The 22,259-nt window shown below is 71.1% G+C and carries 21 protein-coding genes; 12 read left to right on the top strand and 9 right to left on the bottom strand.

What is annotated here, in order from left to right; genetic code table 11:
* The first annotated feature begins 93 nt into the window (after window positions 1–93).
* Both RPQ07_RS16920 and RPQ07_RS16915 read left to right on the top strand, forming a co-directional pair.
* On the top strand, window positions 94–726 hold the full coding sequence (locus RPQ07_RS16920; RefSeq protein WP_313944979.1) for a lipoprotein: 633 nt from the start codon (window positions 94–96) through the stop codon (window positions 724–726).
* Window positions 727–905: 179 nt separating this feature from the next.
* Entirely contained in the window at window positions 906–1,418 is a 513-nt protein-coding gene (locus tag RPQ07_RS16915) for a hypothetical protein (RefSeq protein WP_313944978.1), read from the top strand.
* A gap of 50 nt (window positions 1,419–1,468) precedes the next feature.
* On the opposite strand, the gene RPQ07_RS16910 is transcribed toward RPQ07_RS16915, so the two are convergent.
* Together RPQ07_RS16910 and RPQ07_RS16905 are read right to left on the bottom strand one after the other, a co-directional pair.
* On the bottom strand, window positions 1,469–3,574 hold the full coding sequence (locus tag RPQ07_RS16910) for an ABC transporter permease (protein WP_313944977.1): 2,106 nt from the start codon (window positions 3,572–3,574) through the stop codon (window positions 1,469–1,471).
* Window positions 3,568–4,305 (bottom strand): ABC transporter ATP-binding protein, encoded by a 738-nt coding sequence (locus RPQ07_RS16905; RefSeq protein WP_313944976.1) that lies wholly within the window; start codon window positions 4,303–4,305, stop codon window positions 3,568–3,570. The genes RPQ07_RS16910 and RPQ07_RS16905 overlap by 7 nt, the downstream gene beginning before the upstream one ends.
* 165 nt (window positions 4,306–4,470) lie before the next feature.
* On the opposite strand from RPQ07_RS16905, the gene RPQ07_RS16900 reads away from it, so the two are divergent.
* Together RPQ07_RS16900 and RPQ07_RS16895 are read left to right on the top strand one after the other, a co-directional pair.
* Entirely contained in the window at window positions 4,471–5,577 is a 1,107-nt protein-coding gene (locus RPQ07_RS16900) for a DUF2786 domain-containing protein (protein ID WP_413777838.1), read from the top strand.
* A gap of 816 nt (window positions 5,578–6,393) precedes the next feature.
* Window positions 6,394–8,481, top strand: a complete 2,088-nt coding sequence (locus tag RPQ07_RS16895) for an FUSC family protein (RefSeq protein WP_313944974.1) — start codon at window positions 6,394–6,396, stop codon at window positions 8,479–8,481.
* Between the two features lie 37 nt (window positions 8,482–8,518).
* Here the strand turns inward: RPQ07_RS16895 and RPQ07_RS16890 are convergent, their stop codons facing one another.
* Complete coding sequence (locus tag RPQ07_RS16890) at window positions 8,519–8,995, bottom strand: hypothetical protein (protein WP_384441757.1); 477 nt, start codon at window positions 8,993–8,995, stop codon at window positions 8,519–8,521.
* A gap of 347 nt (window positions 8,996–9,342) precedes the next feature.
* Between RPQ07_RS16890 and RPQ07_RS16885 the strand changes: the two genes are divergently transcribed.
* Window positions 9,343–9,585, top strand: coding sequence for a DUF397 domain-containing protein (locus RPQ07_RS16885; protein WP_313948922.1), 243 nt, complete (start codon window positions 9,343–9,345; stop codon window positions 9,583–9,585).
* 91 nt (window positions 9,586–9,676) lie between these two features.
* Here RPQ07_RS16885 and RPQ07_RS16880 read toward each other — a convergent pair whose 3' ends face one another.
* Window positions 9,677–10,183: an ATP-binding protein gene (locus RPQ07_RS16880; RefSeq protein WP_313944973.1), complete on the bottom strand. Its 507-nt coding sequence runs from the start codon at window positions 10,181–10,183 to the stop codon at window positions 9,677–9,679.
* 325 nt (window positions 10,184–10,508) lie between these two features.
* On the opposite strand from RPQ07_RS16880, the gene RPQ07_RS16875 reads away from it, so the two are divergent.
* The 3 genes from RPQ07_RS16875 to RPQ07_RS16865 all read left to right on the top strand — a co-directional run bounded on the left by RPQ07_RS16875 (window position 10,509) and on the right by RPQ07_RS16865 (window position 13,637).
* Window positions 10,509–11,390, top strand: a complete 882-nt coding sequence (locus tag RPQ07_RS16875; protein WP_383231943.1) for a helix-turn-helix domain-containing protein — start codon at window positions 10,509–10,511, stop codon at window positions 11,388–11,390.
* A gap of 58 nt (window positions 11,391–11,448) precedes the next feature.
* Window positions 11,449–12,906, top strand: coding sequence for an aldehyde dehydrogenase family protein (locus RPQ07_RS16870; RefSeq protein ID WP_313944971.1), 1,458 nt, complete (start codon window positions 11,449–11,451; stop codon window positions 12,904–12,906).
* 182 nt (window positions 12,907–13,088) lie between these two features.
* Window positions 13,089–13,637, top strand: coding sequence for a DinB family protein (locus RPQ07_RS16865; protein ID WP_313944970.1), 549 nt, complete (start codon window positions 13,089–13,091; stop codon window positions 13,635–13,637).
* A 76-nt stretch (window positions 13,638–13,713) separates the two neighbouring features.
* On the opposite strand, the gene RPQ07_RS16860 is transcribed toward RPQ07_RS16865, so the two are convergent.
* Window positions 13,714–14,415: a VOC family protein gene (locus RPQ07_RS16860; protein ID WP_313944969.1), complete on the bottom strand. Its 702-nt coding sequence runs from the start codon at window positions 14,413–14,415 to the stop codon at window positions 13,714–13,716.
* Window positions 14,416–14,459: 44 nt separating this feature from the next.
* On the opposite strand from RPQ07_RS16860, the gene RPQ07_RS16855 reads away from it, so the two are divergent.
* The 3 genes from RPQ07_RS16855 (at window position 14,460) to RPQ07_RS16845 (ending at window position 16,918) form a co-directional block, all read left to right on the top strand.
* On the top strand, window positions 14,460–15,101 hold the full coding sequence (locus tag RPQ07_RS16855; protein ID WP_313944968.1) for a PadR family transcriptional regulator: 642 nt from the start codon (window positions 14,460–14,462) through the stop codon (window positions 15,099–15,101).
* 117 nt (window positions 15,102–15,218) lie between these two features.
* Complete coding sequence (locus RPQ07_RS16850; protein ID WP_313944967.1) at window positions 15,219–16,148, top strand: ATP-binding cassette domain-containing protein; 930 nt, start codon at window positions 15,219–15,221, stop codon at window positions 16,146–16,148.
* Entirely contained in the window at window positions 16,145–16,918 is a 774-nt protein-coding gene (locus RPQ07_RS16845) for an ABC transporter permease (RefSeq protein ID WP_313944966.1), read from the top strand. Before RPQ07_RS16850 ends, RPQ07_RS16845 begins: the two co-directional genes overlap by 4 nt.
* Before the next feature lie 20 nt (window positions 16,919–16,938).
* On the opposite strand, the gene RPQ07_RS16840 is transcribed toward RPQ07_RS16845, so the two are convergent.
* Window positions 16,939–18,360 carry a glutamate decarboxylase gene (locus RPQ07_RS16840; protein ID WP_313944965.1) on the bottom strand — a complete coding sequence of 474 codons (1,422 nt, stop codon included), beginning with the start codon at window positions 18,358–18,360 and terminating at the stop codon, window positions 16,939–16,941.
* A gap of 216 nt (window positions 18,361–18,576) precedes the next feature.
* Window positions 18,577–18,942 (bottom strand): YbjQ family protein, encoded by a 366-nt coding sequence (locus RPQ07_RS16835; RefSeq protein WP_313944964.1) that lies wholly within the window; start codon window positions 18,940–18,942, stop codon window positions 18,577–18,579.
* Between the two features lie 179 nt (window positions 18,943–19,121).
* Between RPQ07_RS16835 and RPQ07_RS16830 the strand changes: the two genes are divergently transcribed.
* Entirely contained in the window at window positions 19,122–19,811 is a 690-nt protein-coding gene (locus tag RPQ07_RS16830) for a DedA family protein (protein WP_313944963.1), read from the top strand.
* A 78-nt stretch (window positions 19,812–19,889) separates the two neighbouring features.
* On the opposite strand, the gene RPQ07_RS16825 is transcribed toward RPQ07_RS16830, so the two are convergent.
* Both RPQ07_RS16825 and RPQ07_RS16820 read right to left on the bottom strand, forming a co-directional pair.
* Window positions 19,890–21,545 (bottom strand): threonine/serine ThrE exporter family protein, encoded by a 1,656-nt coding sequence (locus tag RPQ07_RS16825; protein WP_313944962.1) that lies wholly within the window; start codon window positions 21,543–21,545, stop codon window positions 19,890–19,892.
* A 144-nt stretch (window positions 21,546–21,689) separates the two neighbouring features.
* Window positions 21,690–22,184 carry an inorganic diphosphatase gene (locus RPQ07_RS16820; protein WP_108151010.1) on the bottom strand — a complete coding sequence of 165 codons (495 nt, stop codon included), beginning with the start codon at window positions 22,182–22,184 and terminating at the stop codon, window positions 21,690–21,692.
* Between the last annotated feature and the right edge of the window lie 75 nt (window positions 22,185–22,259).

Below are 22,259 nucleotides of genomic sequence, written 5' to 3'. Positions count from 1 at the left end.
TCCCGTACGGTCCGACGGCATCTCTAGGATCGATCATGTCGGTCCGAACGGAACCAGGGGTGGGGATTCGTGGTACGAGGTGTGGTGCGGCGCATGGGAGCGAGAGCGCTCCCGGCAGCGCTGCTGCTGGGTGTGGTGACGGGGTGTGCGGCGGAGCAGGAGCCGAAGGAGCCAGCGGCCGGGGCGAAGAGCACGGCGACGGGGAAGAGCACGGCAGGTGCCCCGGCGGGCGCCGTCGCGAAGGGCGGCTCGATCGGAGGCAAGGGCTCGGCGTGTGTGCTGCCCGTCGCCTTCGACCTCGCCTCCGGCTGGTCGCCGGAAGCGGTCAGGATCGACGCCGAGTTCGGTGCGCTGAAGCACGGCCCGGTGACCCTGGTCTGTGAGATCGACGCCAAGCCGGCCGGGAACATCGGCTATCTGCGGGTGTGGACCGGCGGTGCGGGGGCCACTGATCCGCGCGCGGCGCTGGAGGCCTTCGTGGCCGAGGAGTCCAAGAGCAACAAGGACGTCGCGTACACGAAGACCACGGTGGGCGGCTTCGCGGCGGCCGAGGTGACCTACCTCAACACCGACGAGTTCCTCGACGCACCGAAGAAGGAACGAGCGCTCGCCTTCGCCGCCCCGCGGGGTCTGGTCGTGCTGCACCTGGGCGGGATGGACAGCGAGGAGCACGAGCAGATGCTGCCGGCGTACGAGCTGGCGAAGAAGAGCGTGCACGGGGTCTGAACGGGCGGGCGACCGGGGCGGGTTGCCGGGCAGAGCGCCTGCCTCCGCGCTCGGCTCGTCGTCGGGTCGCGCGCAACGCTCTCCCCGACTCCGGTACCGCCCCGCCTCCCCCGCACGGCGGACCAGGACTCTCCTCGGCGCCGACGCGACGGACCGGTCCCCCCGGCGAGTCTCGACACATGCCGAGAATCCGAGCTCTGCCGAATGTTCCGTACCGCGTCGCCGTCGCCGCCCACGCCGTACCGTTGATCACCCTGCCGTCCGGTCTGTGGCGGCTGGCCCTCGCCGCCGGGCTGCCGGTGGCCGAGGACTCCGTGCCCCATTGGGGTCAGGGGCTCTACGTCGTCATGCTGAGCGTCGTTTCCGAGGCGCTTGCTCTGCTGACGCTCGGACTGGTGCGGTCGTGGGGCGAGGTCGTGCCGGTCTGGGTCCCCGTGCTGGGCGGTCGCCGCGTGCGGCCGGCGGCGGCGGTGACCGCCGCGCTGGCGGGGGCGGCCGGGCTGGTCGCGGTGCTCGGCTGGGCGGTCTACGCCTCCGTGGCCGGACTGGGCGAAGGGTCCATCGGCTCACCGGCGCAGAACGCCCTGCTGCTGGTCTGCTACCTCCCGTTGATCGCCTGGCCCCCGCTGCTGGTGTACGTGGCGGTCGCGTACCACCGGCGCAGGACCGCGCTCGCTCCTGTCCGGGTGTGAAGCGCGGTCGGCCGTCCCGTGTCCCACCCCCACGCCCCACGCCCCGTGCGTCATCGGCGCGTTGCCGCCCACGCGGGCAGAAGCGCCGCGGCCACCGCGACGACCGCACACACGCCTGCCGCCGCACCGGCCGTGCCCCAGGGAATCGTCACCGTGACGGGTGCGGACAGGGACGCCAGTGCCGCCCCGAGCCCTACGAGGTTCACCGCGGTGACAGCGGCTCCGAGCAACGCGCCGATCCCGACGGCGAGCAGCGACTCGCCCGCCACGACCCGCAGGATCTGCGCCCGCGTCGCGCCCGCCGACCGCAGGGAGCCGAACTCGCGGGAGCGGACCGCCGTCGCCATCAGCAGGGTGTTGCCGAGGGCGATCACCGTGTAGAGGACGGCGATGCCGAGCACCACCAGCAGCCCGAGGCGGGTCTTCGGGCTGGTGCGAGGATGCGTCGCCGCGGCCCAGGCATCCGCGGTGCGCACCTCGCCGCCGCTCGCCCGCAACGCCTCCCGGACCGCCGCCGGTTCTGCGGCGCCGGACCCCAGCCGTACGTCGATGCGGTCGGTGCGTGCCGCGGTCGCGTTGGCCGCGGTGATGTACACCCCGTTGTTGCCCGTGCCCGTCGCCATCACCGCCGCGATGCGCAGCGACGCGGGCCGCCCGTCGCCGAGACGTACGGTCACCCGCTCGCCGACGGTGTGCCGCTCCCACTCCTCGTTCACGATGATCGAGGAGTCGTCGAGGGCGTGCGGATCGCCCGCGACGACCGGCAGCCGCGCGATGCGGGCGAAGGCGGCCGGGTCCGAGACCGCGCGGGCGTCGGACCGGATCAGCGCGGCGCCGTCCTCCCGTACGAACACGGCGGTCGACGCGCTCGCGGAGACCGTCGCTCCCGGCACCCGCACGGGCCGCAACGCCTCACCTGCGACGACGAGATGGGCCGAGGTCTGCCGTCGTGCCTCCGCTGCCTTGGCCGCGGTGACCGTCTCCGCCGTGCCGAGGAGCGAGCCCGCCAGGCCCACCGTGACCAGGACGGGTGCGGCGACGGCGGCCGTACGGCGCAGGGCGGCGGCGGTGTTCTCCCGTACGAGCAGCCCGGTGGCTCCGGGCAGGGGCAGCGCCCGCGCCAACGGACGTACGAGCAGCGGGGCGAGCAGGGCGACGGCCGTGATGAGGACCATCGGCCGGGTGGTGTACGTCTTGCGCTTCAGCAGCCCGGACGGGTCGGTGGCGAGGGTCCACACGAGCAGACCCGCGCCGGTGAGAAGCAGCGCGCACCCCGCGATGCGGCGGACCGGAGTCAGTACGCCGCTGTCGACGTCCGACTCGCGCAGGGCGGCCATGGGTCCGATACGCCCCGCGCGGCGGGACGCGGCCCACGCGCCGCAGAGCGCGACCAGCAGGCCGGTCGAGAAGGCCGTCCAGTACGGCCAGACGATCCCGTCCCCGATGGCGAACCACGGTGGCGCGGCGTCTCCCCGCACCAGTACCTCCGCCAGCCGTGGCGCCCCCCACGCGCCGAGCGCGCATCCCGCGGCGGACGCGAGCACGCCGACCCCGGCGGCTTCGGTCAGCAGCAGCCGGCGGATCTGGCCGGGTGTCGCGCCCGCGGTCCTCAGCAGCCCGAACTCCCGTGCGCGCAGGGCCACCGCGAAGGCGAAGGTCGATGCGACGACGAAGACCGAGACGAAGGCGGTGACTCCGCCGGCGGTGCCGAGCAGGGCGTTGACGGTCGTCAGGGCCTCCGCGTCCCGTGCCGATTCCGGGTCGGCCTGCCGTCGGCCGGCGCCGGTGAGGACGCGGGCCCGGTCGCCGACGACCTTGCGCACGGCGGCCGCAGGGGCGTCGATGCCGACGGCGTCCGGGGTGCCGTCCGCCGTCACCGGGCCCAGCGCTTGCAGATCGCGCAGCAGTCCGGAGTCCACAGGGTGGGGACGGTCGAGCTTCTTCGGCCCGGCGCCGTCGACGGTGACGGTGTCCGTGCCCGCCACCACCACCGGCGAGGCGGCGAAGCGCCGGGGCGGCTGTTCCGGCGCCCCGACGGTCGAGGCGAGCCCCAGACCCATGGTGGCCAGCAGCCCGACGCCCAGCGCGAGGGCGACGAAGCTGCCGGCGAAGGAGACCCAGCGGGTGCGCAGGGCGCTCACCGCGACGGTCAGCACGCCACGGCCTCCAGTCCCGTCAGGTGCGCGGCGACCCGCTCGGCGGTCGGCGCGGCCAGTTCGCCGGCGAGGCGGCCGTCGACGAGGAAGACGACCCTGTCCGCGTACGAGGCGGCCACCGGGTCATGGGTGACCATCACCACGGTCCGGCCGTCCCGGTCGGTCACTTCCCGCAGCAGGCGCAGCACATCGTGTCCGGTCGACGTGTCCAGCGCGCCGGTCGGTTCGTCGCCGAAGAGCACGGCGGGCCGGGTGATCAGCGCCCGGGCGATCGCGACCCGCTGCTGCTGGCCGCCGGACAGCCGGCCGGGCCGGTGCCGCGCCCGGTCGGCGAGACCGACCCGGCGCAGCGCCTCGCCGATCTCCGCACGGGACGGCCGGCGGCCCGCCAGCCGCAGGGGGAGGGCGACGTTCTGCGCGGCGGTCAGCGACGGGACGAGGTTGAACTGCTGGAACACGAACCCGACGCGCTCCCGGCGCAGCAGCGTCAGCCGTCGCTCGCTCAGTTCGTCGAGCGCCGTGCCGCCGATCTCCACGCTCCCCGATGTCGGCCGGTCGAGCCCGGCGGCACACTGGAGCAGCGTGGACTTCCCGGAGCCGGACGGCCCCATGACAGCGGTGAAGGAGCCGGCGGGAAAGGCGAGGTCCACACCGTCGAGAGCGGTCACATCGCGGTGGACGCGGCGCAGGGCGGTCAGCCGTACGGCCGCGCCGGAAGGGGTCGTCGTCATGCGTCCAGGCTTCCGGGGCGCGGCCCGGGGTTCACGACCACTGAGGGGCGTCCTGGAGGTAGTGCCTGCCCTACCTGGGATCATCGGTGAGCAGGCGGTCGACCGGTCGGAGCACGGACGGCGAGGACGCCGACGGGAGACGAAGGAGGCGGACCGGTGGGCACGGTGGACGAGGCGTTCGCGGTCGCCCTGTACGCACAGGGCGACGCGGGGCTGGACACGGGTGCGTCGCTGCTCGCCGCGGACCCCGGCGTGGACGGTGAAGTGACCCGGCGCGGCGAGGAGTTCGTCCGGCGTGCCTGGGAGCGCGGCTGGCAGCCGGCCGATGTCGTACGGCTGGTGCGGCGTGACCTCGACGAGCACCATGTGCGGCTGGTGTCGGGGCTCATCGCCGGAGAGTCGCACCGCTACGACCGCCTTCCCCCGCGCTGGTCCGCACAGCTCGCGGAGCTCGCGGGTCCCGAGTGGCGCGCGGACCGCTTCTCGTACGCCACGGCGGTGCTGGAGCTCTACCGCCTGCTGGTCGGGCTGCCCGCGATCGAACCGGTCGGCCCGGTGCCGGGCACGCCCTTCACGGCGCCGCCGTCGCCGCACGAGCCGCGGATGCTCGGCCGTATCCGCGCCCTCCTCGCCAAGGCGGAGGCCACGGGCTTCCCGGAGGAGGCGGAGGCGCTCACCGCCAAGGCCCAGGAGCTGATGGCGCGTCACAGCGTGGACGAGGCCGCCGTGTCGCACCGGACCCACGCGAAGGACGCTCCGACCGCCTGCCGTATAGGGGTGGACGCTCCCTACGAGACGGCGAAGGCGATCCTGCTGGACGCGGTGGCTACGGCGAACCGCTGCCGGGCCGTCTGGAACGGCGCGTTCGGCTTCTCCACGGTGGTGGGCTTCGACAGCGACCTGGAGTCGGTCGAGCTGCTCCACACCTCACTGCTGGTCCAGGGCCACGCGGCGATGACCCGCGCGGAGGCGTCCCAGCGGGCGGGCGGCCGGAAGCGTACGAAGACGTTCCGGCAGTCCTTCCTGATGTCGTACGCGAGCCGCGTCGGCGAACGCCTCGCCGCGGCCGCCGAGAGCGTCGCCGCCCCGGAGGACCTCCTGCCGGTGCTGGCCTCACGCGACGTGGCGGTGGCGGGCAGGACGGAGGAGATGTTCCCGCGGACGACGACCACACGGGTGCGGGGTGTGACGGACGAGGCGGGCTGGCTCGACGGCAGGGCGGCGGCGGACCGGGCGCAGGTGTCGCGGGAGCGGGGACAGCTGCGGCCATGAGGGCGAGGGCGGGCCGGGGGCGGGTCCGGCGGTTGGGCGCGAGGCGCGGGCGGCCGGGGGCGGGTTTTGCGGGGCCGGGCGTAGCCGCGGTCGGGCGACCGGGTGAGGGTCCGGCGGTTGGGCGCGAGGGGAGGGCGGCCGGGGGCGGTTTCCGGCGGTGCGCGAGGCATGGGGCGGGCCGGGCGTAACCGCGGTCGTGCGACCGAGGGCGGCTCCGGCCGTGAGGGCGCGAGGCGAGGGCGGACCGGGCGCGGGTCCCGCGGGACCGGGACGGCTTCCGCTGTGAGGCGCGTTGCGAGACTGCTGACGGCCGGAGGCCGTGACGCGCGAGGCGCGGGCGCACCGTGGGTGCGGCTTCGGTCGTGCGGCGTGAGACGCAGGCAGGATCGCTGACAGCCTCGGATGGCCGGGTGCAACAGGGACCGCGCGGGTTCCGCAGGACCGCTGACAACCGCGGCCGCCGGGGCCAGGCACAGGCGGGACCGCGCAGGTCCCGCAGCACCACTGACAACCGCGGCCGCCGGGCGCCAGGTACACGCAGGACCGCGCGGATCCCGCAGGTCCCCCAGGACCGCTGACGGCCAGGGCCGCCGGGCACAACGCGCAACGAGGAGCGCGCAGATGCGGCCGCACCGCTGAACCGCGGCCGCCGGGCGCCAGCCAGGCACCAGCAGGTCCGCTGACAACCGCGGCCGCCGGGGCCAGGCACACGCAGGACCGCGCAGGTCCCGCCACACCGCCGACCGCCTGAGGTCATGCCGCCCCGACCCCGCCCGAATCGTCCGCATCATCCCGTCATGCCGCTACTCTCGCCCCATGTCCTGGCTCCGGGCCCTGAAGGAGACCGCACGCTCCGGGCTCACCCTCGAACGGCAGCGGCTCGAGCCCCTCGTCGCGCTGCGGGGCGCACTCGGACTCGCCCTCGTCGTCGCGGGTGCGCTCTCCCTCTTCGGGTCCGTCGTCGCCGTCAGCGCGGCCTTCGGAGCATTCCAGGCCGCCATCGCCACCTATCAGCGCAGCTGGCGGCCGCGTCCGGTGCTCGCCCTCGCGTCCGGCGCGAGCCTCGCCGTGTCCACCTTCATCAGCTACCTCACCGCCTTCCACCTCGTGTTCTTCGTCGCGATGCTCGCGCTGTGGACCTTCCTCGCCGGACTCGCCTGGGCCCTCGGGCCCACCGTCGGCATCATCGCCACCTCCAACGTCGCGATCATGCTGGTCACGGTCACCCTCCCGACCTCCGTCGCGGCCGCGGCGGGCCACGCCGCCGTGATCGCGGCCGGTGGGGTCGTCCAGGCCGCGCTCGTCGTCCTGTTGCCCGTACGCCGCTGGGGTGCCCAACGCGACGCGCTCGCCGACGCCCTCGCCGCGGAGGCCGACTACGCACGGCGGCTGCGCCACGACCCGACCGCCCCCTTCGACCCCGCCCCTCTCATGCAGGCCCGCCGTGCCGCTGCCGTCACCCCTCGCCAGGCCCGCCGGCGCCCGGCCGAACTGCACGGGATGCGCGGCGTCGCCGAGCGGATCCGCCCGGTGCTCGCCGCCCTCGCCGACCCGGCCGTCGGGGTCCCCGCCGAAGGCCCCGAACGCGACCGGGTGCACGAACTCCTCACCGCCGCCGCCTCCGTACTCACCGAGGCCGCCCGCGCGGTCCGGCACAACAAGCCGCTGCGACTGCCGCCGTCCGCGGTGGCCGCGCTCAAGACCCCCGACACCGCCGCGGTTCTCACCGGACCCGCGCGCCGCGCGGCCCGCCGGCTCGCCGCCCTGCTCGACGACGTGACGGAGACGGCCCGCGGTGCCGGCACCACCGAGGGCCCGCACCGCGACCGCCCGCCGCTGATCCGGCTCATCCCGGGATCGCTGCGCATCCTGCGCGAGGAACTCCACCGGGACTCCCCGGTCCTGCGGCATGCCTGCCGGGTCTCGGCCGTCACGGCGGTCGGCTACATCGTCGGCACCGCGCTGCCTCTCGGTCACGGCTACTGGGCGCCGATGACCTGCGTGATGGTGATGCGCCCGGACTTCTCGCAGACGTACGCCCGTTCCGTCGCCCGGTTCGGCGGCACGCTGATCGGGGTCGGCGCGGCCACCGCCGTCGTCCAGGGGGCCGGCCCGGGCACCTATCTCTCCGGTGGTCTGGCCGTCCTGTGCGCCTTCTGCGTCTTCCTCGTCCTGAGCACCGGATACATCGCCTCCAGCGTCTTCATCTCCGCCTATGTCGTCCTCCTGCTGGGCATGGGAGGCGAGGACTGGAACCAGACCGTTCGCGAACGGGTCCTGCTCACCCTCGCGGGCGGAGTGCTCGCGATGATCGCCTACGCGGTCTACCCGGCCTGGGAGACACCACGGCTGCGTCATCGTCTCGCGGACTGGCTGCACGCCAACGGCGACTACGCGGCAGCCGTCGTGGACCACTACGCCGACCCGGCGGGCCGGGCGGGCGGGGACATCCGTCAGGCCCTGCTCGACGCGCGCGACGCCCGTATCGCCTGGCGGGAGTCGGTGAAGAGGGCTGAGCACGAGCCCGTGCGGAACCGGGGGCTCTCCCGCGACGCCGCGGAGAGAGCAGGGGAGGCGATCTCCCAACTCGGCCGTGGTGCCCTGCTGATGGAGGCGCATCTGCCCGACAGCGACGCCGCCCCCGTACCCGCGGCGGCGGACCTGGCCGAAGCGCTGCGCCGCGACACCGAGCGGGCGGCCGCGGCGGTGCGCGAGCGCAGGGTCCCGCAGTGGGACGCGGTGCACGAGGCCCTCGACCACTGGGACCGCGAGAGCGCACCCGACACGGTCCTGCACACCGGCGCCGGGCTGGTGGCGGAGGCGCTGGACGATCTGACCGAGGCGCTGGAACCGGAGGACGAGGGGGTACGAGGAGGGGCCGGGCCGCGAACCCGTGACCGGTGAGGCCGGGGACCGCGGCCCGTGGCGGTGACGCGAGAGATCAGGGAGTCGGAATGCCCGTCGGGAGCGTGCTGGGCAGTCCCTCGGGCAGCTTGCCGCTGGCGGACTTGGTGAGCGTGTCCTTCTTGCCGGCGTCCCACGCGATGACGAGGGTCTTGCCATCGTTGGACTCGATCGATCCCATGGTCCGGTCGGTGTTGCCGTCGGAGCACTTGAGGGACAGCATCGGCTCGCCGCCCATGTCCGCCAGGTCACCGGTGCAGGCGCGTCCGTCCGCCACCAGGACCGCCTTCTTGCCGGTGACGGCGAGGTCGACGGACTTGCCGTCGGTCTTGCCGGTCCACGCGCCCTCGATGTCACCGCTCGGCTTGTCGCCGCCGCCCGACGGCGTCGGCGCGCTGGACGACGTCTTGTCGCCCGAGTCGCCGCCGTCGTCGCTGCCGCATCCGGTCAGTACGAGAGCTGCTGCGGCGACGAGGCCGGCGGCGGCCATCGACATGCGTACTCGCTGGTGCACGTGACTTCCCCCTTGTCGGTTGCAAGACCGCGCCAAGCTACCAGGCACAACTGCCGCGCCTCCGGAGGCAATCCGGCGGTCCGACGCGTGGGTAGTCCTGCCGCGGCGGGGGCGTGACGCACACCTCATGAGACTGGCGGCGTTTCGCCGGAGCCGGAAGGGCGCGGATTGCGTCTCTTCCCTGTGCGCGGGTGTTCGGCCCGGGGGAGGACGTCCTCGGAGCTGTAACCGAAACGCCACCCCGCGTGCACGTGCATCTGCCCGTGCGGGCGCTCATGCAAGTGCATATGAACAGAGCTATGATCCGGGACAGTTGACACATGCACCTTGTACCCCGGGAGCGACACGTGCACCACGCGTACAACGGCATGGCGGCCACGGAGCTCCGCGGGGTCGTCTGGCAGAAGAGCAGACACAGCAACTCGCAGGGCTCCTGTGTCGAGTTCGCCAAGCTGCCCGGGGGAAATGTGGCGATGCGTAACTCACGGCATCCCGATGGACCCGCACTCGTCTATACGCCCGCCGAGATAGAAGCGTTGCTTCTCGGTGTGAAGGACGGCGAGTTCGACCACCTGATCGCACCCGCGTAGGTCCTGTCCGGGCGATCTTCGAGGATCAGAAAAGAGGGGCGGGCCCGCCCCCCGATGCGGGTCCGCCCCCGGTCTCGCGGGTCCACGCGCGTCATCCCAGCCGGAACAGCGCCCACACGACCTTGCCGTGCAGTGCTCCGGCGAGCGGGTGCCAGCCCCAGCTGTCGCTGAAGGAGTCCACCAGGAAGAGGCCGCGGCCGGACTCGGCGGCGCCGCACGGATCGGGGAACGAGGCATCGTCGCCGGCGCGCGCGCCGGGACCCTCGTGGCTCGGGTCGCGCACCGCACACACCAGGCGGCTCGTCCAGCGCATCAAGTGCAGCCGCACCGGCGGGCCCTGGACCTCGCGCGGCGCCTCATCGGGCAGGGCGTGCCGCAGGGCGTTGGTGACAAGTTCGGAGACGACCAGCGCGACATCGTCGAAACGGTCCGCCAGCTCCCACTGCCCGAGCGTCGCCTTCGTGAACTGGCGTGCCCCGCGCACCGCTTCGTAGCGGGCGGGCAGGGAGCACGAGGCGCTGCTGGAGACTGCCGCGGGATCGAAAGGGGGAAGCCCCTGCCGTAACGGCTCGAGCATGGTCGATCCATTCGTCCCCATGCGAGGCACTCCCGGGAATCGCGGCTGTGACGCTTCAACACGAACGAGCACGCAGGTGCGCGAGGACCATGGTTCCGAATGCGTACGGCAGATGCAAGGGCAGATGCACGTGCACGCGCCGGACCTGTCCGACCCCGTGCCGTTTCTTGACCATATCTTCCACGGATCTCTCCCACGGCCTTCCCAAGGGCTTCTCATTTCCGTAATCGAATGAGTACGGGCTGAAGCGTTTTGGTGGCAGAATCCGGCACTTGGGGTTCGGGGGTGCTCCAGGCTGTAGGGGACGGAACGCGATGAACGGCGATGGATGGGGAGGGTTGGAGTCGTGACCGCAGGTGAGTCGTGGGCCGAAGGGCCAGGTGGCGGTTCCGTGGTGCGGCGCATCCTGTTGGGCTCGCAGCTGAGGAGGCTGCGCGAATCGCGCGGCATCACCCGTGAGGCAGCCGGCTACTCGATCCGCGCATCGGAGTCAAAGATCAGCCGCATGGAGTTGGGACGGGTGAGCTTCAAGGCGAGGGACGTCGAGGACCTGCTCACGCTCTACGGAGTCGCCGACGAATCCGAACGCGGACCCCTGCTCGGCCTCGCGAAGGAGGCCAACGTCGCCGGGTGGTGGCACAGTTACGGCGACGTGCTGCCCGGCTGGTTCCAGACATATGTGGGACTGGAGGGAGCGGCCTCGCACATCCGGATCTACGAGGTCCAGTTCGTCCACGGCCTGCTGCAGACCGAGGCGTACGCCCACGCCGTCGTCGCCCGTGGCATCCCGAACGCACCGCGGGCGGAGATCGACCGCCGGGTGGCCCTGCGCCTGGAGCGCCAGAAGGTGCTGGTCTCGGAGCGCGCCCCACATCTGCATGCGGTGCTCGACGAGGCGGCGCTGCGCCGGCCGTACGGCGACCGCGAGGTCATGCAGGGCCAGTTGAGGCATCTGATCGAGATCTCCGAGAACCCGAACGTCACCCTTCAGGTGATGCCGTTCAGCTTCGGCGGGCATGCGGGCGAGAGCGGTGCGTTCACCCTGCTGCGGTTCCCCGAGTCGGACCTCTCGGACATCGTCTATCTGGAGCAGCTGACCAGCGCCCTGTATCTCGACAAGCGCGAGGAAGTCGCCCAGTACGAGCGGGTCATGAAGCGTCTGCAGGAGGACAGCCCGGATTCGGCCGAGAGCCGTGACGTTCTGCGTGGTCTACTCCAACTGATCTGAAACGACAGTACGATGACGTGACGTCAGGCATCTGCTTCTGCGATGGGAATCGGATCACATGTCCTTCTTCACCGAGCTGGCCCACCAGTACATCGATGGCGAGTGGAGGCCTGGCAGCGGCTCCTGGGACATCATCGATTTCAATCCGTACGACGGCGAGAAGCTCGCCTCGATACCCGTCGCCACAGCTGTCGAGGTCGACCAGGCCTACCGCGCGGCCGAGCGTGCGCAGGTGCCCTGGGGCGAGACCAACCCCTATGCCCGGCGGGCGGTGTTCGAGAAGGCGCTGCGCGTCATCGAGGACCGTGAGCAGGAGATCACCGAGACGATCATCGCCGAGCTCGGCGGCACCCATGTCAAGGCGGCCTTCGAACTCCACCTCGCCAAGGAGTTCCTGCGCGAGGCGATGCAGCTGGCGCTCCGGCCCGAGGGCCGGATCCTCCCCTCGCCGGTCGACGGCAAGGAGAACCGCGTCTACCGCCTCCCGGTCGGCGTCGTCGGTGTGATCAGTCCCTTCAACTTCCCCTTCCTGCTGTCGATCAAGTCGGTCGCCCCCGCGCTCGCGCTCGGCAACGCGGTGGTCCTCAAGCCTCACCAGAACACGCCGATCTGCGGTGGCTCGCTGGTGGGCAAGCTCTTCGAGGACGCGGGTCTGCCGCCCGGCGTGCTGAACGTCGTCATCACCGACATAGCCGAGATCGGTGACGCGCTCCTCGAGCACCCGGTGCCGAGGGCCATCTCCTTCACCGGTTCGGACAAGGTGGGGCGTCATGTCGCCACCGTCTGTGCGGCCAGTTTCAAGCGCGCCATCCTCGAACTCGGCGGCAACAGCGCGCTGATCGTGCTCGACGACGCGGACATCGACTACGCGGTCGACGCGGCGGTCTTCAGCCGGTACGTGCACCAGGGCCAGGTCTGCATGGCCGCGAACCGGGTGCTGGTGGACCGCTCGGTGGAGAAGGAGTTCACCGAGAAGTTCGTCGCCAAGGTGCGAACGCTGAAGGTCGGCGACCCGTCGGACCCGGCGACGCACATCGGTCCGCTCATCAACTCCCAGCAGGCCGACGCGGTGACGGCGCTCGTCGACCAGACGGTCGAGGCCGGCGCGACCGCCCTGCTGCACGGCGGCGCCGAGGGCAATCTGGTCTCGCCGTCCGTGCTCACCGGCATCGCCACCGACTCGCCGATCCTGGGCCAGGAGATCTTCGGCCCGGTCGCGCTGATCGTGCCGTTCGACGGGGAGGACGAGGCGGTCAGGATCGCCAACGACACCCCGTACGGGCTGTCGGGCGCCGTGCACACCGCGGACATCGAGCGGGGTGTGCGGATCGCCAAGCGCATCGAGACCGGCATGATCCACATCAACGACGGCACCGTGCACGACGAGCCGATCGTGCCCTTCGGCGGCGAGAAGCACTCCGGCAGCGGACGGCTGAACGGCGAGTCGATGATCGAGGCCTTCACCACCCAGAAGTGGATCTCGGTGCAGCACGGGCGCTCGCGCTTCCCGTTCTAGGCGAGTACGGGCCCGGGCGCGGGTCGCGTACTCCCGCCCGGATGATCCGGTACGCATCACTTCTTCGCCGCGGACCCTTGAGGACAGAAGCTGTCCGCAAGGGTCCGTAGTGTCTGTCGTGTCGGAAGGAGGCGGAAGCTGTCGCCCCTCGTCTCCTCGCATCAGCCGGAAAGGCGGACACCATGGTCACTCACGTTCCCGCGGAGGCCCGTGGAGACGAGCGCGGTGCGCTCCTCTCCTTCGTCGAGGCGCAGCGCGGCGCGATCCGCCGGTCGGTCCTCGGGCTGACGGAGGAGCAGGCCGCGAGCCGCCCGAGCGCCAGCGGGCTCACGCTCTCCGGGCTGCTCAAGCACGTCGCCGAGATGGAGCTGAACTGGCTGCGCATGGCGCAGGAGCGCCCGAACGAGAAGGCGCGCACCGAGGAGACGTGGGACGACAGCTTCCGTCTGGTCGGCGACGAGACGATCCCGGGGACGCTGGCCTTCTGGGAACAGGTCGCCAAGGAGACCGAGGAGTTCATCCGCTCGGTCCCGAGCCTGGACGACACCTTCCCGCTGCCCGAGGCGCCCTGGTTCCCCGCGGACGGAAGGGTCTCGATGCGCTGGCTGCTGGTGCACCTCGTGGAGGAGATCGCCCGGCACGCGGGCCACGCGGACATCATCCGCGAATCGCTGGACGGCAAGGGCGCGTTCGACCTGGTGGCGCTGGAGAGCGGCCAGAGCTGGGGCTGAGCCCGCACGGGGCCGAGGCGGGCCGGAGCTGCGGCCGGGACGGTTGAGGACCGCAGCTCCTCGGGAGCGTGCAGCGTCAGGCCCGCAGCTCCGCCAGCCGTTCCAGGCTGTCGCGCGCCGACGCGCTCTCCTCGTCGGTGAGCCGGACCGCCGCCGCCCGCTCCAGCAGCGACCGCGCGGTCTCCTCGTCCCCGAGCCGCAGGGCGATGTCGCCGCGCAGGACGAGCAGCCGCAACAGCTGCACGGGAGTGGGCCGTTCGTCGTCCAGCCCGAGCACCCGGTCGATGATCTTCGCCGCGCCCGGCAGGTCCTCCTTGGAGTCGGCGAACAGGTCCGCCATGTGCAGGGCCCGGGCGAACGTCTCCTTGGGGGCCGGCCGATGGCTCTGGTCCTCGTCGATCTTCTGGCCGACCCGGATGGAGTTGCCGCCGGGGTCGGTCATCAGGAACTGCCGCACCCCGTACGACATGTCCTTGAGCGGCCCGATGCGCGGCAGCCCGCGCAGCGGGATCTTTCCGTAGGCCGCCTTGAGGCCGGCGCGGAAGGTCGTGTGCAGTGTGTCGACGTCGTCGGTGAGGATGTAGCAGCCGGAGTAGGACTCCTTCGGGTCGTACGCCTTCATGCCGAAGAACTGGAGCTCGACGGGCCCGCGCTCGACGACCGCGTAGGCGTAGGGGCTCTTCTGAAGGAAAGTCGTCTCGAAACCCAGGGCGGTGTAGAAGTCGACCACCGGCTGGATCGTCCGGCACGGGAGGAGCGGGATGGTCTTCTCGGTCATGCCGCGTAGTCTAGTCAAAGTTGAATAGAAGGGAGTCCCTGCTGATGTCAGCAATCCGTCTGCTGGTCCTCGGTGCGGTACGTCAGCACGGGCGGGCGCACGGCTACCAGGTCCGCAACGACCTGGAGTACTGGGGCGCGCACGAGTGGTCCAACGCCAAGCCCGGCTCGATCTATCACGCGCTCAAGCAGATGGCGAAGCAAGGGCTGCTGCACGCCCATGAGATCGCGCCGTCCACGGCGGGCGGTCCGCCGCGCACCGAGTACGAGATCACCGAGAAGGGCACCGAGGAGTTCCTTCAGCTGCTGCGGGAGTCCCTGACCTCGTACGACCAGAAGATGGACGTCCTGTCGGCGGCGGTCGGCTTCATCGTCGATCTGGAGCGTGCGGAGGCCGTGGCCCTCCTGGAGGAGCGAGTGCGCGGCATGGAGGAGTGGCGCTCGGCGGTGACCGAGTACTACACCCCTGAGGAGGGGCCCGAGTCGCTCGGTCACATCGGCGAGATCATGAACCTCTGGGTCGCCTCGGCCGACTTCGGTGCCGAGTGGACGCGCGGTCTGATCCGGCGGATCGAGGCCGGTGCGTACTCCTTCGCCGGTGAGGGCGAGCCGTTCGTCGGGGTGCTTGCCGAGGGCGAGAAGAACCCGTATGCGACGGGCGAGCCGCACGAGGGCGATCTGGGCTGACGGTCCCGGCCGGTGGGATTCGTCGGCTAATCAAGTTTGACCAATTGCGGATCCGGGGATACCTTCCCTCCTGTAGTCAAGTTTGACTACTGATGTTGAGGGTGCTGGAGGAGACGCATGACGGACGCGATCGTCGTCGAGGGCGCGCGCAAGCGGTACGGGGAGAAGAAGGCACTGGACGGACTGGACCTGACGGTGGCCGGCGGCACGGTGCACGGCGTGCTGGGGCCCAACGGCGCGGGCAAGACCACCGCCGTGCGCATCATGGCGACGCTGCTGCGCCACGACGAGGGCACGGTGCGGGTCGCGGGGCACGACGTACGGACCGATGCGGCAGCCGTCCGGCGGCGGATCGGACTGCTCGGGCAGCACGCCGCGGTCGACGAGGAACTCGGTGGCCGGCAGAACCTGGAGATGTTCGGGCGGCTGCATCATCTGGGCGCGCGCAGGGCGGGCGTGCGGGCCGACGAGCTGCTGGAGCGGTTCGGGCTCGCCGACACCGGGCGCAAGGCGGTCAAGCAGTACAGCGGCGGTATGCGCCGGCGGCTCGACCTGGCCGCCTCACTGATCACGGACCCGCAGGTGCTGTTCCTCGACGAGCCGACGACCGGGCTCGACCCCCGTGGCCGGGCCGAGGTGTGGAGCGCGGTCCGCTCGTTGGTCGGCGGCGGCACCACCGTTCTGCTGACCACGCAGTATCTGGAGGAGGCCGACCAACTGGCCGACCGGATCTCGGTCATCGACGCCGGACGGGTCGTCGCGGACGGCACCGCCGACCAGCTCAAGGCCAAGCTCGGCGGCGACCGCATCGACGTGGTCCTGCACGACGCGGCAGACCTGGCCCGGGTCGCGCCGCTGCTGCCCGGCGAGACCACCATCGACGAGGACCGGCGGCTGATCAGCGCCCCCGTCAGCGACCGGATGGCCGCACTGACCGAGACCGTACGGGCGCTGGAGGCGGCCGGCGTCGACGCCGAGGACGTCGCGCTGCGCCGGCCCACCCTCGACGAGGTCTTTCTGCATCTGACGAAGGAGGCTTCGGCATGAGCACCTATGCCCTCACCGACTCCTGGACCATGACCCGGCGCGAACTCGCGCACTGGGCGCGGCAACCGGTGCAGGTCGTCGTCGGCCTGGTCTTCCCGGTGATGCTCCTGCTGATGTTCGGCTATCTCATCGGCGGCGGACGCGGCGTCGAGGGCGCCTACGTCAACTACCTCGTCCCCGGCATGCTCGCGCTGACCATGGCCTTCGGTCTCGAGGCGACGATGCTCGCGGTCACGCAGGACCTCAACAAGGGCGTGATCGACCGGTTCCGCTCGATGCCGATGGCCGACTCGGCGGTGCTGGTCGGCCGCAGCACGGCGGACATGCTCCAGTCGGCGCTCAGCCTGCTGGTGATGGTCGGCGTCGGGTACGCGATCGGCTGGCGCTGGCACGGCTCGTTCGTCGCGTTCCTCGGGGCACTGGGACTGCTCCTGCTGCTGCGCTTCGCGATGCTGTGGATCGGCATCCATCTGGCGATGGTCGCCGGAAAACCCGAGATGGTGCAGGCCGTGCAGATCCTGGTGTGGCCGGTCGGCTTCCTCTCCAACGCCTTCGCGGCACCGGAGTCGATGCCGGGCTGGCTGGGCGCGGCGGTCCAGTGGAACCCCATGTCCGCGACGGCCACCGCCGTACGTGACCTGTCCGGCATCCCCGTCGACGGCGGGTGGGCGGCCGAGCACGCCCAACTCCTCGCCGTGCTGTGGCCGGTGCTGCTGGTCGGGGTCTTCTTCCCGCTGGCCGTACGGAGGTTCCGCCGGCTCAGCCACTGACCCCGACCGCGAGATCCGGCTCAGTGATGGAAGGCTGTCGCCGTCGTCGTGTCCCTCTCCAGGGGGTGCGACTGACGGCGCAGTTCGGGCAGCAGGTCGTGCACGGACTCCATCAGCAGTGCGCCCAGGTCCGACGAGAAGCCGTTGCGGCAGACGATGCGCAGGACGGACAGGTCCTCACGGTTCTTGGGGAAGGTGTACGCGGGCACCAGCCAGCCGCGCTCGCGCAGTCGGCGGGAGACGTCGAAGACGTCGAAGTTCTTCACGTCCGGCGCTGTCGTGAGGGCGAACACCGGCAACTGGTCGCCCCGGGTCAGGAGCCGGAAGTCGTCGATGGCCTCGAACTGGTCCGCCAGCAGGCGCGCCACGTCGCGGGTCGTCTGCTGCACCGCTCGGTAGCCTGCCCGCCCGAGCCTGAGGAAGGTGTAGTACTGCGCCACGACCTGGGCGCCGGGCCGGGAGAAGTTGAGGGCGAAGGTCGGCATGTCGCCGCCCAGGTAGTTGACCCGGAACACCAGCTCCTCGGGCAGCAGTTCCGGCGAGCGCCACAGCGCCCAGCCCACGCCCGGGTAGACGAGCCCGTACTTGTGGCCCGAGGTGTTGATCGAGGCCACCCGCGGCAGCCGGAAGTCCCACACCAGGTCCTCGTCGACGAACGGTGCGACCATCGCGCCGGACGCCCCGTCGACATGGACCGGCACGTCCAGGCCCGTGCGTTCCTGGAGCGCGTCCAGGGCGGCGCAGACCTCGGCGACCGGCTCGTAGGACCCGTCGAAGGTCGAGCCGAGGACCGCCACCACACCGATGGTGTTCTCGTCGCACAGATCGGCGGCGGCCTGCGGGTCGAGGTGGAAACGATCTCCCTCCATCGGCACCAGACGCGGTTCGATCTCCCAGAAGTTGCAGAACTTGTCCCAGCAGACCTGGACGTTGATGCCCATCACCAGGTTCGGACGCGCGCCGGGATAGCGATCGGCGTTCCGCTTCATCCAGCGGCGCTTGAGCGCCATGCCGGCGAGCATGCAGGCCTCGCTGGACCCGGTCGTCGAGCAGCCCACCGTGTTGGCGGGATCCGGCGCGTTCCACAGATCGGCGAGCATGGCCACACAGCGCCGTTCCAGCTCGGCCGTCCGCGGGTACTCGTCCTTGTCGATCATGTTCTTGTCCCGGCACTCGCTCATCAGCACACCGGCCTGCGGTTCCATCCAGGTGGTGACGAAGGTGGCGAGGTTGAGCCGGGAGTTGCCGTCGAGCATCAGCTCGTCGTGCACCAGACGGTAGGCCGTCATGGACGGCAGAGGGCCGTCCGGCAGCCGGTGCGTGGGTGGAGCCGTCGTCATGCCACTGACCGGGTCGGCCGTCCCGTAGAACGGGTTCAGCGAGAGCCTGCGGTGTTCCTCGCCCTTGTCGGAGGACTCGTCCGCACCCTTGTGGAGTGCCATGCGCTCGCCGCCCTTCGTGTCTCGCGCCCAGTGCGCTCGGATTCCAGGCTCATACGGGCGACGCACTCACGCAACGTGAGGAGGCGGTACGGATGCGTGAGGGAAGGCCCCGGGTCGGCGGTCGCGCGGCCCGGCGGTCACGAACCCCGGCTCCCGGACCCGGCACTCCCGGGCCCGGCGGTCGTGCCCGGGCCCGGACACCCCCTGACCCGCGCGTCACAGGCGCGCGATCACCGCGGCCGTGCCGTACGCGCAGACCTCCGTGCCCACGTCCGCCGCCTCCGAGACGTCGAAGCGGAACATCAGCACGGCGTTGGCACCGCGGGCCCGCGCCTGCTCGGTCAGTCGCTCCATCGCCTGGTTGCGGGTCTCGACGAGGGTCTTGGTGAGGCCCTTCAGCTCACCGCCGATCATCGACTTGAGGCCGGCGCCGATCTGGCTGCCGAGGTGACGCGAACGCACGGTGAGGCCGAAGACCTCGCCGATGATCTCCTGCACCTGGTACCCGGGTACGTCGTTCGTGGTCACGACGATGACGTCCGCCTGCGGGCGCTGACCGCCGCCGTAGTCCTCGATGCCCATCTTGTCCACCTTTCGTGAGCCGGTGACGGGAGCTATGACGCACAGCTTTGTCCCAGCCGGGGCACAGTGCATCCTGAGCGCACCGGCGGAACGCGGAACCTGCCCGATGCGTTGATAGTTTTGTGCGGGCGACATGCCGATAGCCGATCGACGACTACCTACTCAGGAGCCCGGACCTCGTGACTACCCTTGCGCTCGGACCGAGCTGGCTGGACCCGGACTATCTGATCGGGACCTTCGGCCTGATCGGCGTGCTGGTCATCGTCTTCGCCGAGTCCGGACTGCTCATCGGCTTCTTCCTGCCGGGCGACTCGCTGCTGTTCACCACCGGTCTGCTGGTGACGACGAACAAGCTCGACTATCCGCTCTGGCTGGTCTGTCTGCTCATCGTGCTGGCGGCCGTGATCGGTGACCAGGTCGGCTATCTCTTCGGCCGCAAGGTCGGCCCCTCGCTCTTCAAGCGCCCGGACTCCAAGCTCTTCAAGCAGGAGAACGTCGAGAAGGCGCACGACTTCTTCGAGAAGTACGGCCCCAAGTCGCTGGTCCTCGCGCGCTTCGTGCCCATCGTGCGGACGTTCACGCCGATCATCGCCGGTGTGAGCCGGATGAACTACCGCTCGTTCATCACCTTCAACATCATCGGCGGCACCCTGTGGGGTGCGGGCGTGACGCTGCTCGGTGCCGCACTGGGCAAGGTCGAGTTCGTGCACCAGCACATCGAGGCGATCCTGATCCTCATCGTGCTCGTCTCGGTGCTGCCGATCGCGATCGAGTTCCTGCGGGCCCGCTCGAAGAACAAGAAGGCCGCGGTCTCCGCGCCCGACTCGGACATCCCGCCGGCCCGCGGCGGCCGCCACGCCAAGCGCTGAGCTCCGAAAGCGCGGCCGGCGACGAGGGCCGGCCGCGCAGAGATGTACGGACCGGCCGGGCATCCCCTGTCGTACGGACTAGAAGCCGCGTGTCCGCTTGGCCGCGCGGCGCTCCGACGGTTCCGCGACACCCGGGAGCCGGAAGAACAGCCGGGAGACCTCGCCTCCGAGGTTCACCCCGATCGCGATGGCCAGGGCCAGCGCCGCCGCCTTGGACAGCGAGGCGAGGCCCGCGTTCAGATCACCCCGCGCGATCTCCAGCAGCCCGAAGTACGTCGCGCTACCGGGCAGCAGCGGCCCGATCGCGGCGGTGACGTACGGCAGCGCCGAGGCGAAGCGGTAGCGCGACAGCACCTGCCCGAACAGACCCACCAGCCCGGCCGCGGCGGCCGTGGCGGCGACCGGCGGGACGTTCGCGGTGTCCGCGAGCGCGCCGTAGACCACCCAGGCGACACCGCCGTTGAGCGTCACCAGCAGCACGGTGTCGCGCTCCTGCTGGAGCATCACGGCGAAGCACAACGACAGCGCCATCGCCGCCAGCGTCTGGATCACCGGCCGCTCCACGCTGTGGATGGCCGTCTCGGGGTTGAGCGCCGCGTCCAGGGCCAGCCCCAGGTAGAGCACGCTGAGCACCCCGACGACGATGCCGACGACGAGGTAGCCGACCTCCAGGAGGCGGGCGGCCGCGGTGATGTAGAAGCCGGTCAGGCCGTCCTGGACGCCGGCGACCAGCGCCCGCCCGGGGATCAGGGCGAACAGTCCACCGGTGATCACCGCCGACGCCCGGACCTCCAGCGGTGACAGGGTCAGCGCGACCCCCATCGCGGCCGGGGGCATCGCCGCCGCCACGAACTGGTAGAACTCCGGCAGCCCGCGGCCCGCGCACAGCCATGCCAGCCGGTCGCCGAGCATGGCACTGATCGCCGCCGCCAGGAACACCAGCACATTGCCGCCGACCAGCACGGATGCCGCTCCGGCCAGCAGTCCGCCGGACAGCGTCAGCGCCCAGCCGGGAAAGGGGTGCCGGTTCCTGCGGATCTCCGCGAGCGTCCGGTACGCCTCCTCCAGGGAGACGTCGCTCTCCTCCGAGCTGATCTCGTGGATCAGCCGGTAGACGGCCGCGAGACGGGTGTAGTCGGTGCCCCGCCGGCGTACGGTCCGGTTCGCCGTCACCGGGTCGTCGACCAGTGAGGGCTGATACGTGATCGAGAGCAGCGTGAAGGTGACCGTGGGCTCGCAGCGGTCGAGACCGTACGAACGCGAGATGGCGAACATCGCCGCCTCGACGTCCTCGGCGCCCTCGCCGCCCGCCAGCAGCAGCTCGCCGATACGCAGCGTCAGGTCGAGCACCCTCGGCACGGCCGGGCCCGCGTCGTCCTGCTTCTGCACCGCGTCCGGGACCGGGCGCTCGCCCACCGGGATCTTCAGCATGGCCCGCATGCGGTCCTGCCACGGAAGATCCTTGGTCAGCCTCACCATCGGGATGCCCTGCGCGGGCGTGAAGGCGGGCGGTGAGTGCCGGGCCCTGTAGGTCCGCGGCGGAGCGAAGGCGGAACCTTCCGGTTCGGCCGGAGCATCCGGGGCGAACCCGGCCGGAACCGCGAACTCCGATGTGGTGGTCGGATCCTCGTCGGCCGTATCGGGCTGGCCCAGTCCCGTAGGTGGGGCAAAGGCGCTGTGCGCCTCGTCGGACTGAGGCTTCCGGTCTTCCGGACCCTCCGGCTCCGCCACCACGTGCTGCCCTCGCTCCCTCTTGTTCCGGCTTGTCACCCAGTATGTGCACGGACCCCCGGGCACACGCACGGCGGGCGGGACACCGTGTGGTGTCCCGCCCGCCGTCTTGTGACCGCTGTCGGCGGCGTTATGCGCGCCGGATGATCAGTGCGCGCCGCCCTGCGCCTCGAGGCGCTTGTAGGAGGCCTCGATCTCGGCCTCGGCCTCGGTGCGGCCGACCCAGTTCGCGCCCTCCACGGACTTGCCGGGCTCCAGGTCCTTGTAGACCTCGAAGAAGTGCTGGATCTCCAGGCGGTCGAACTCGGAGACGTGGTGGATGTCGCGCAGGTGCTCGACCCGCGGGTCGGAGGCCGGGACGCACAGCAGCTTGTCGTCGCCGCCCGCCTCGTCGGTCATCCGGAACATGCCGATCGCGCGGCACTTGATGAGACAGCCGGGGAAGGTCGGCTCGTCGAGGATGACCAGGGCGTCCAGCGGGTCACCGTCCTCGCCGAGGGTGTTCTCCACGAACCCGTAGTCGGCCGGGTAGCTGGTCGAGGTGAAGAGTCGACGGTCAAGGCGGATACGACCGGTCTCGTGGTCCACCTCGTACTTGTTCCTCGAACCCTTCGGGATCTCGATGGTGACGTCGAACTCCACGGGTGGCTCCTCCATGATCAACACATAGGTCTGGTGGTTAAGTGTCCCTCACGCATGTGTGTGATCGCGAAAGGG

Origin of the sequence: Streptomyces sp. AM8-1-1 (assembly GCF_032229325.1) — a bacterium.
GTDB lineage: Bacteria > Actinomycetota > Actinomycetes > Streptomycetales > Streptomycetaceae > Streptomyces > Streptomyces achmelvichensis.
Note: the sequence above shows the minus strand (reverse complement) of the source record. Positions and strands in the feature narration are given on the sequence as shown.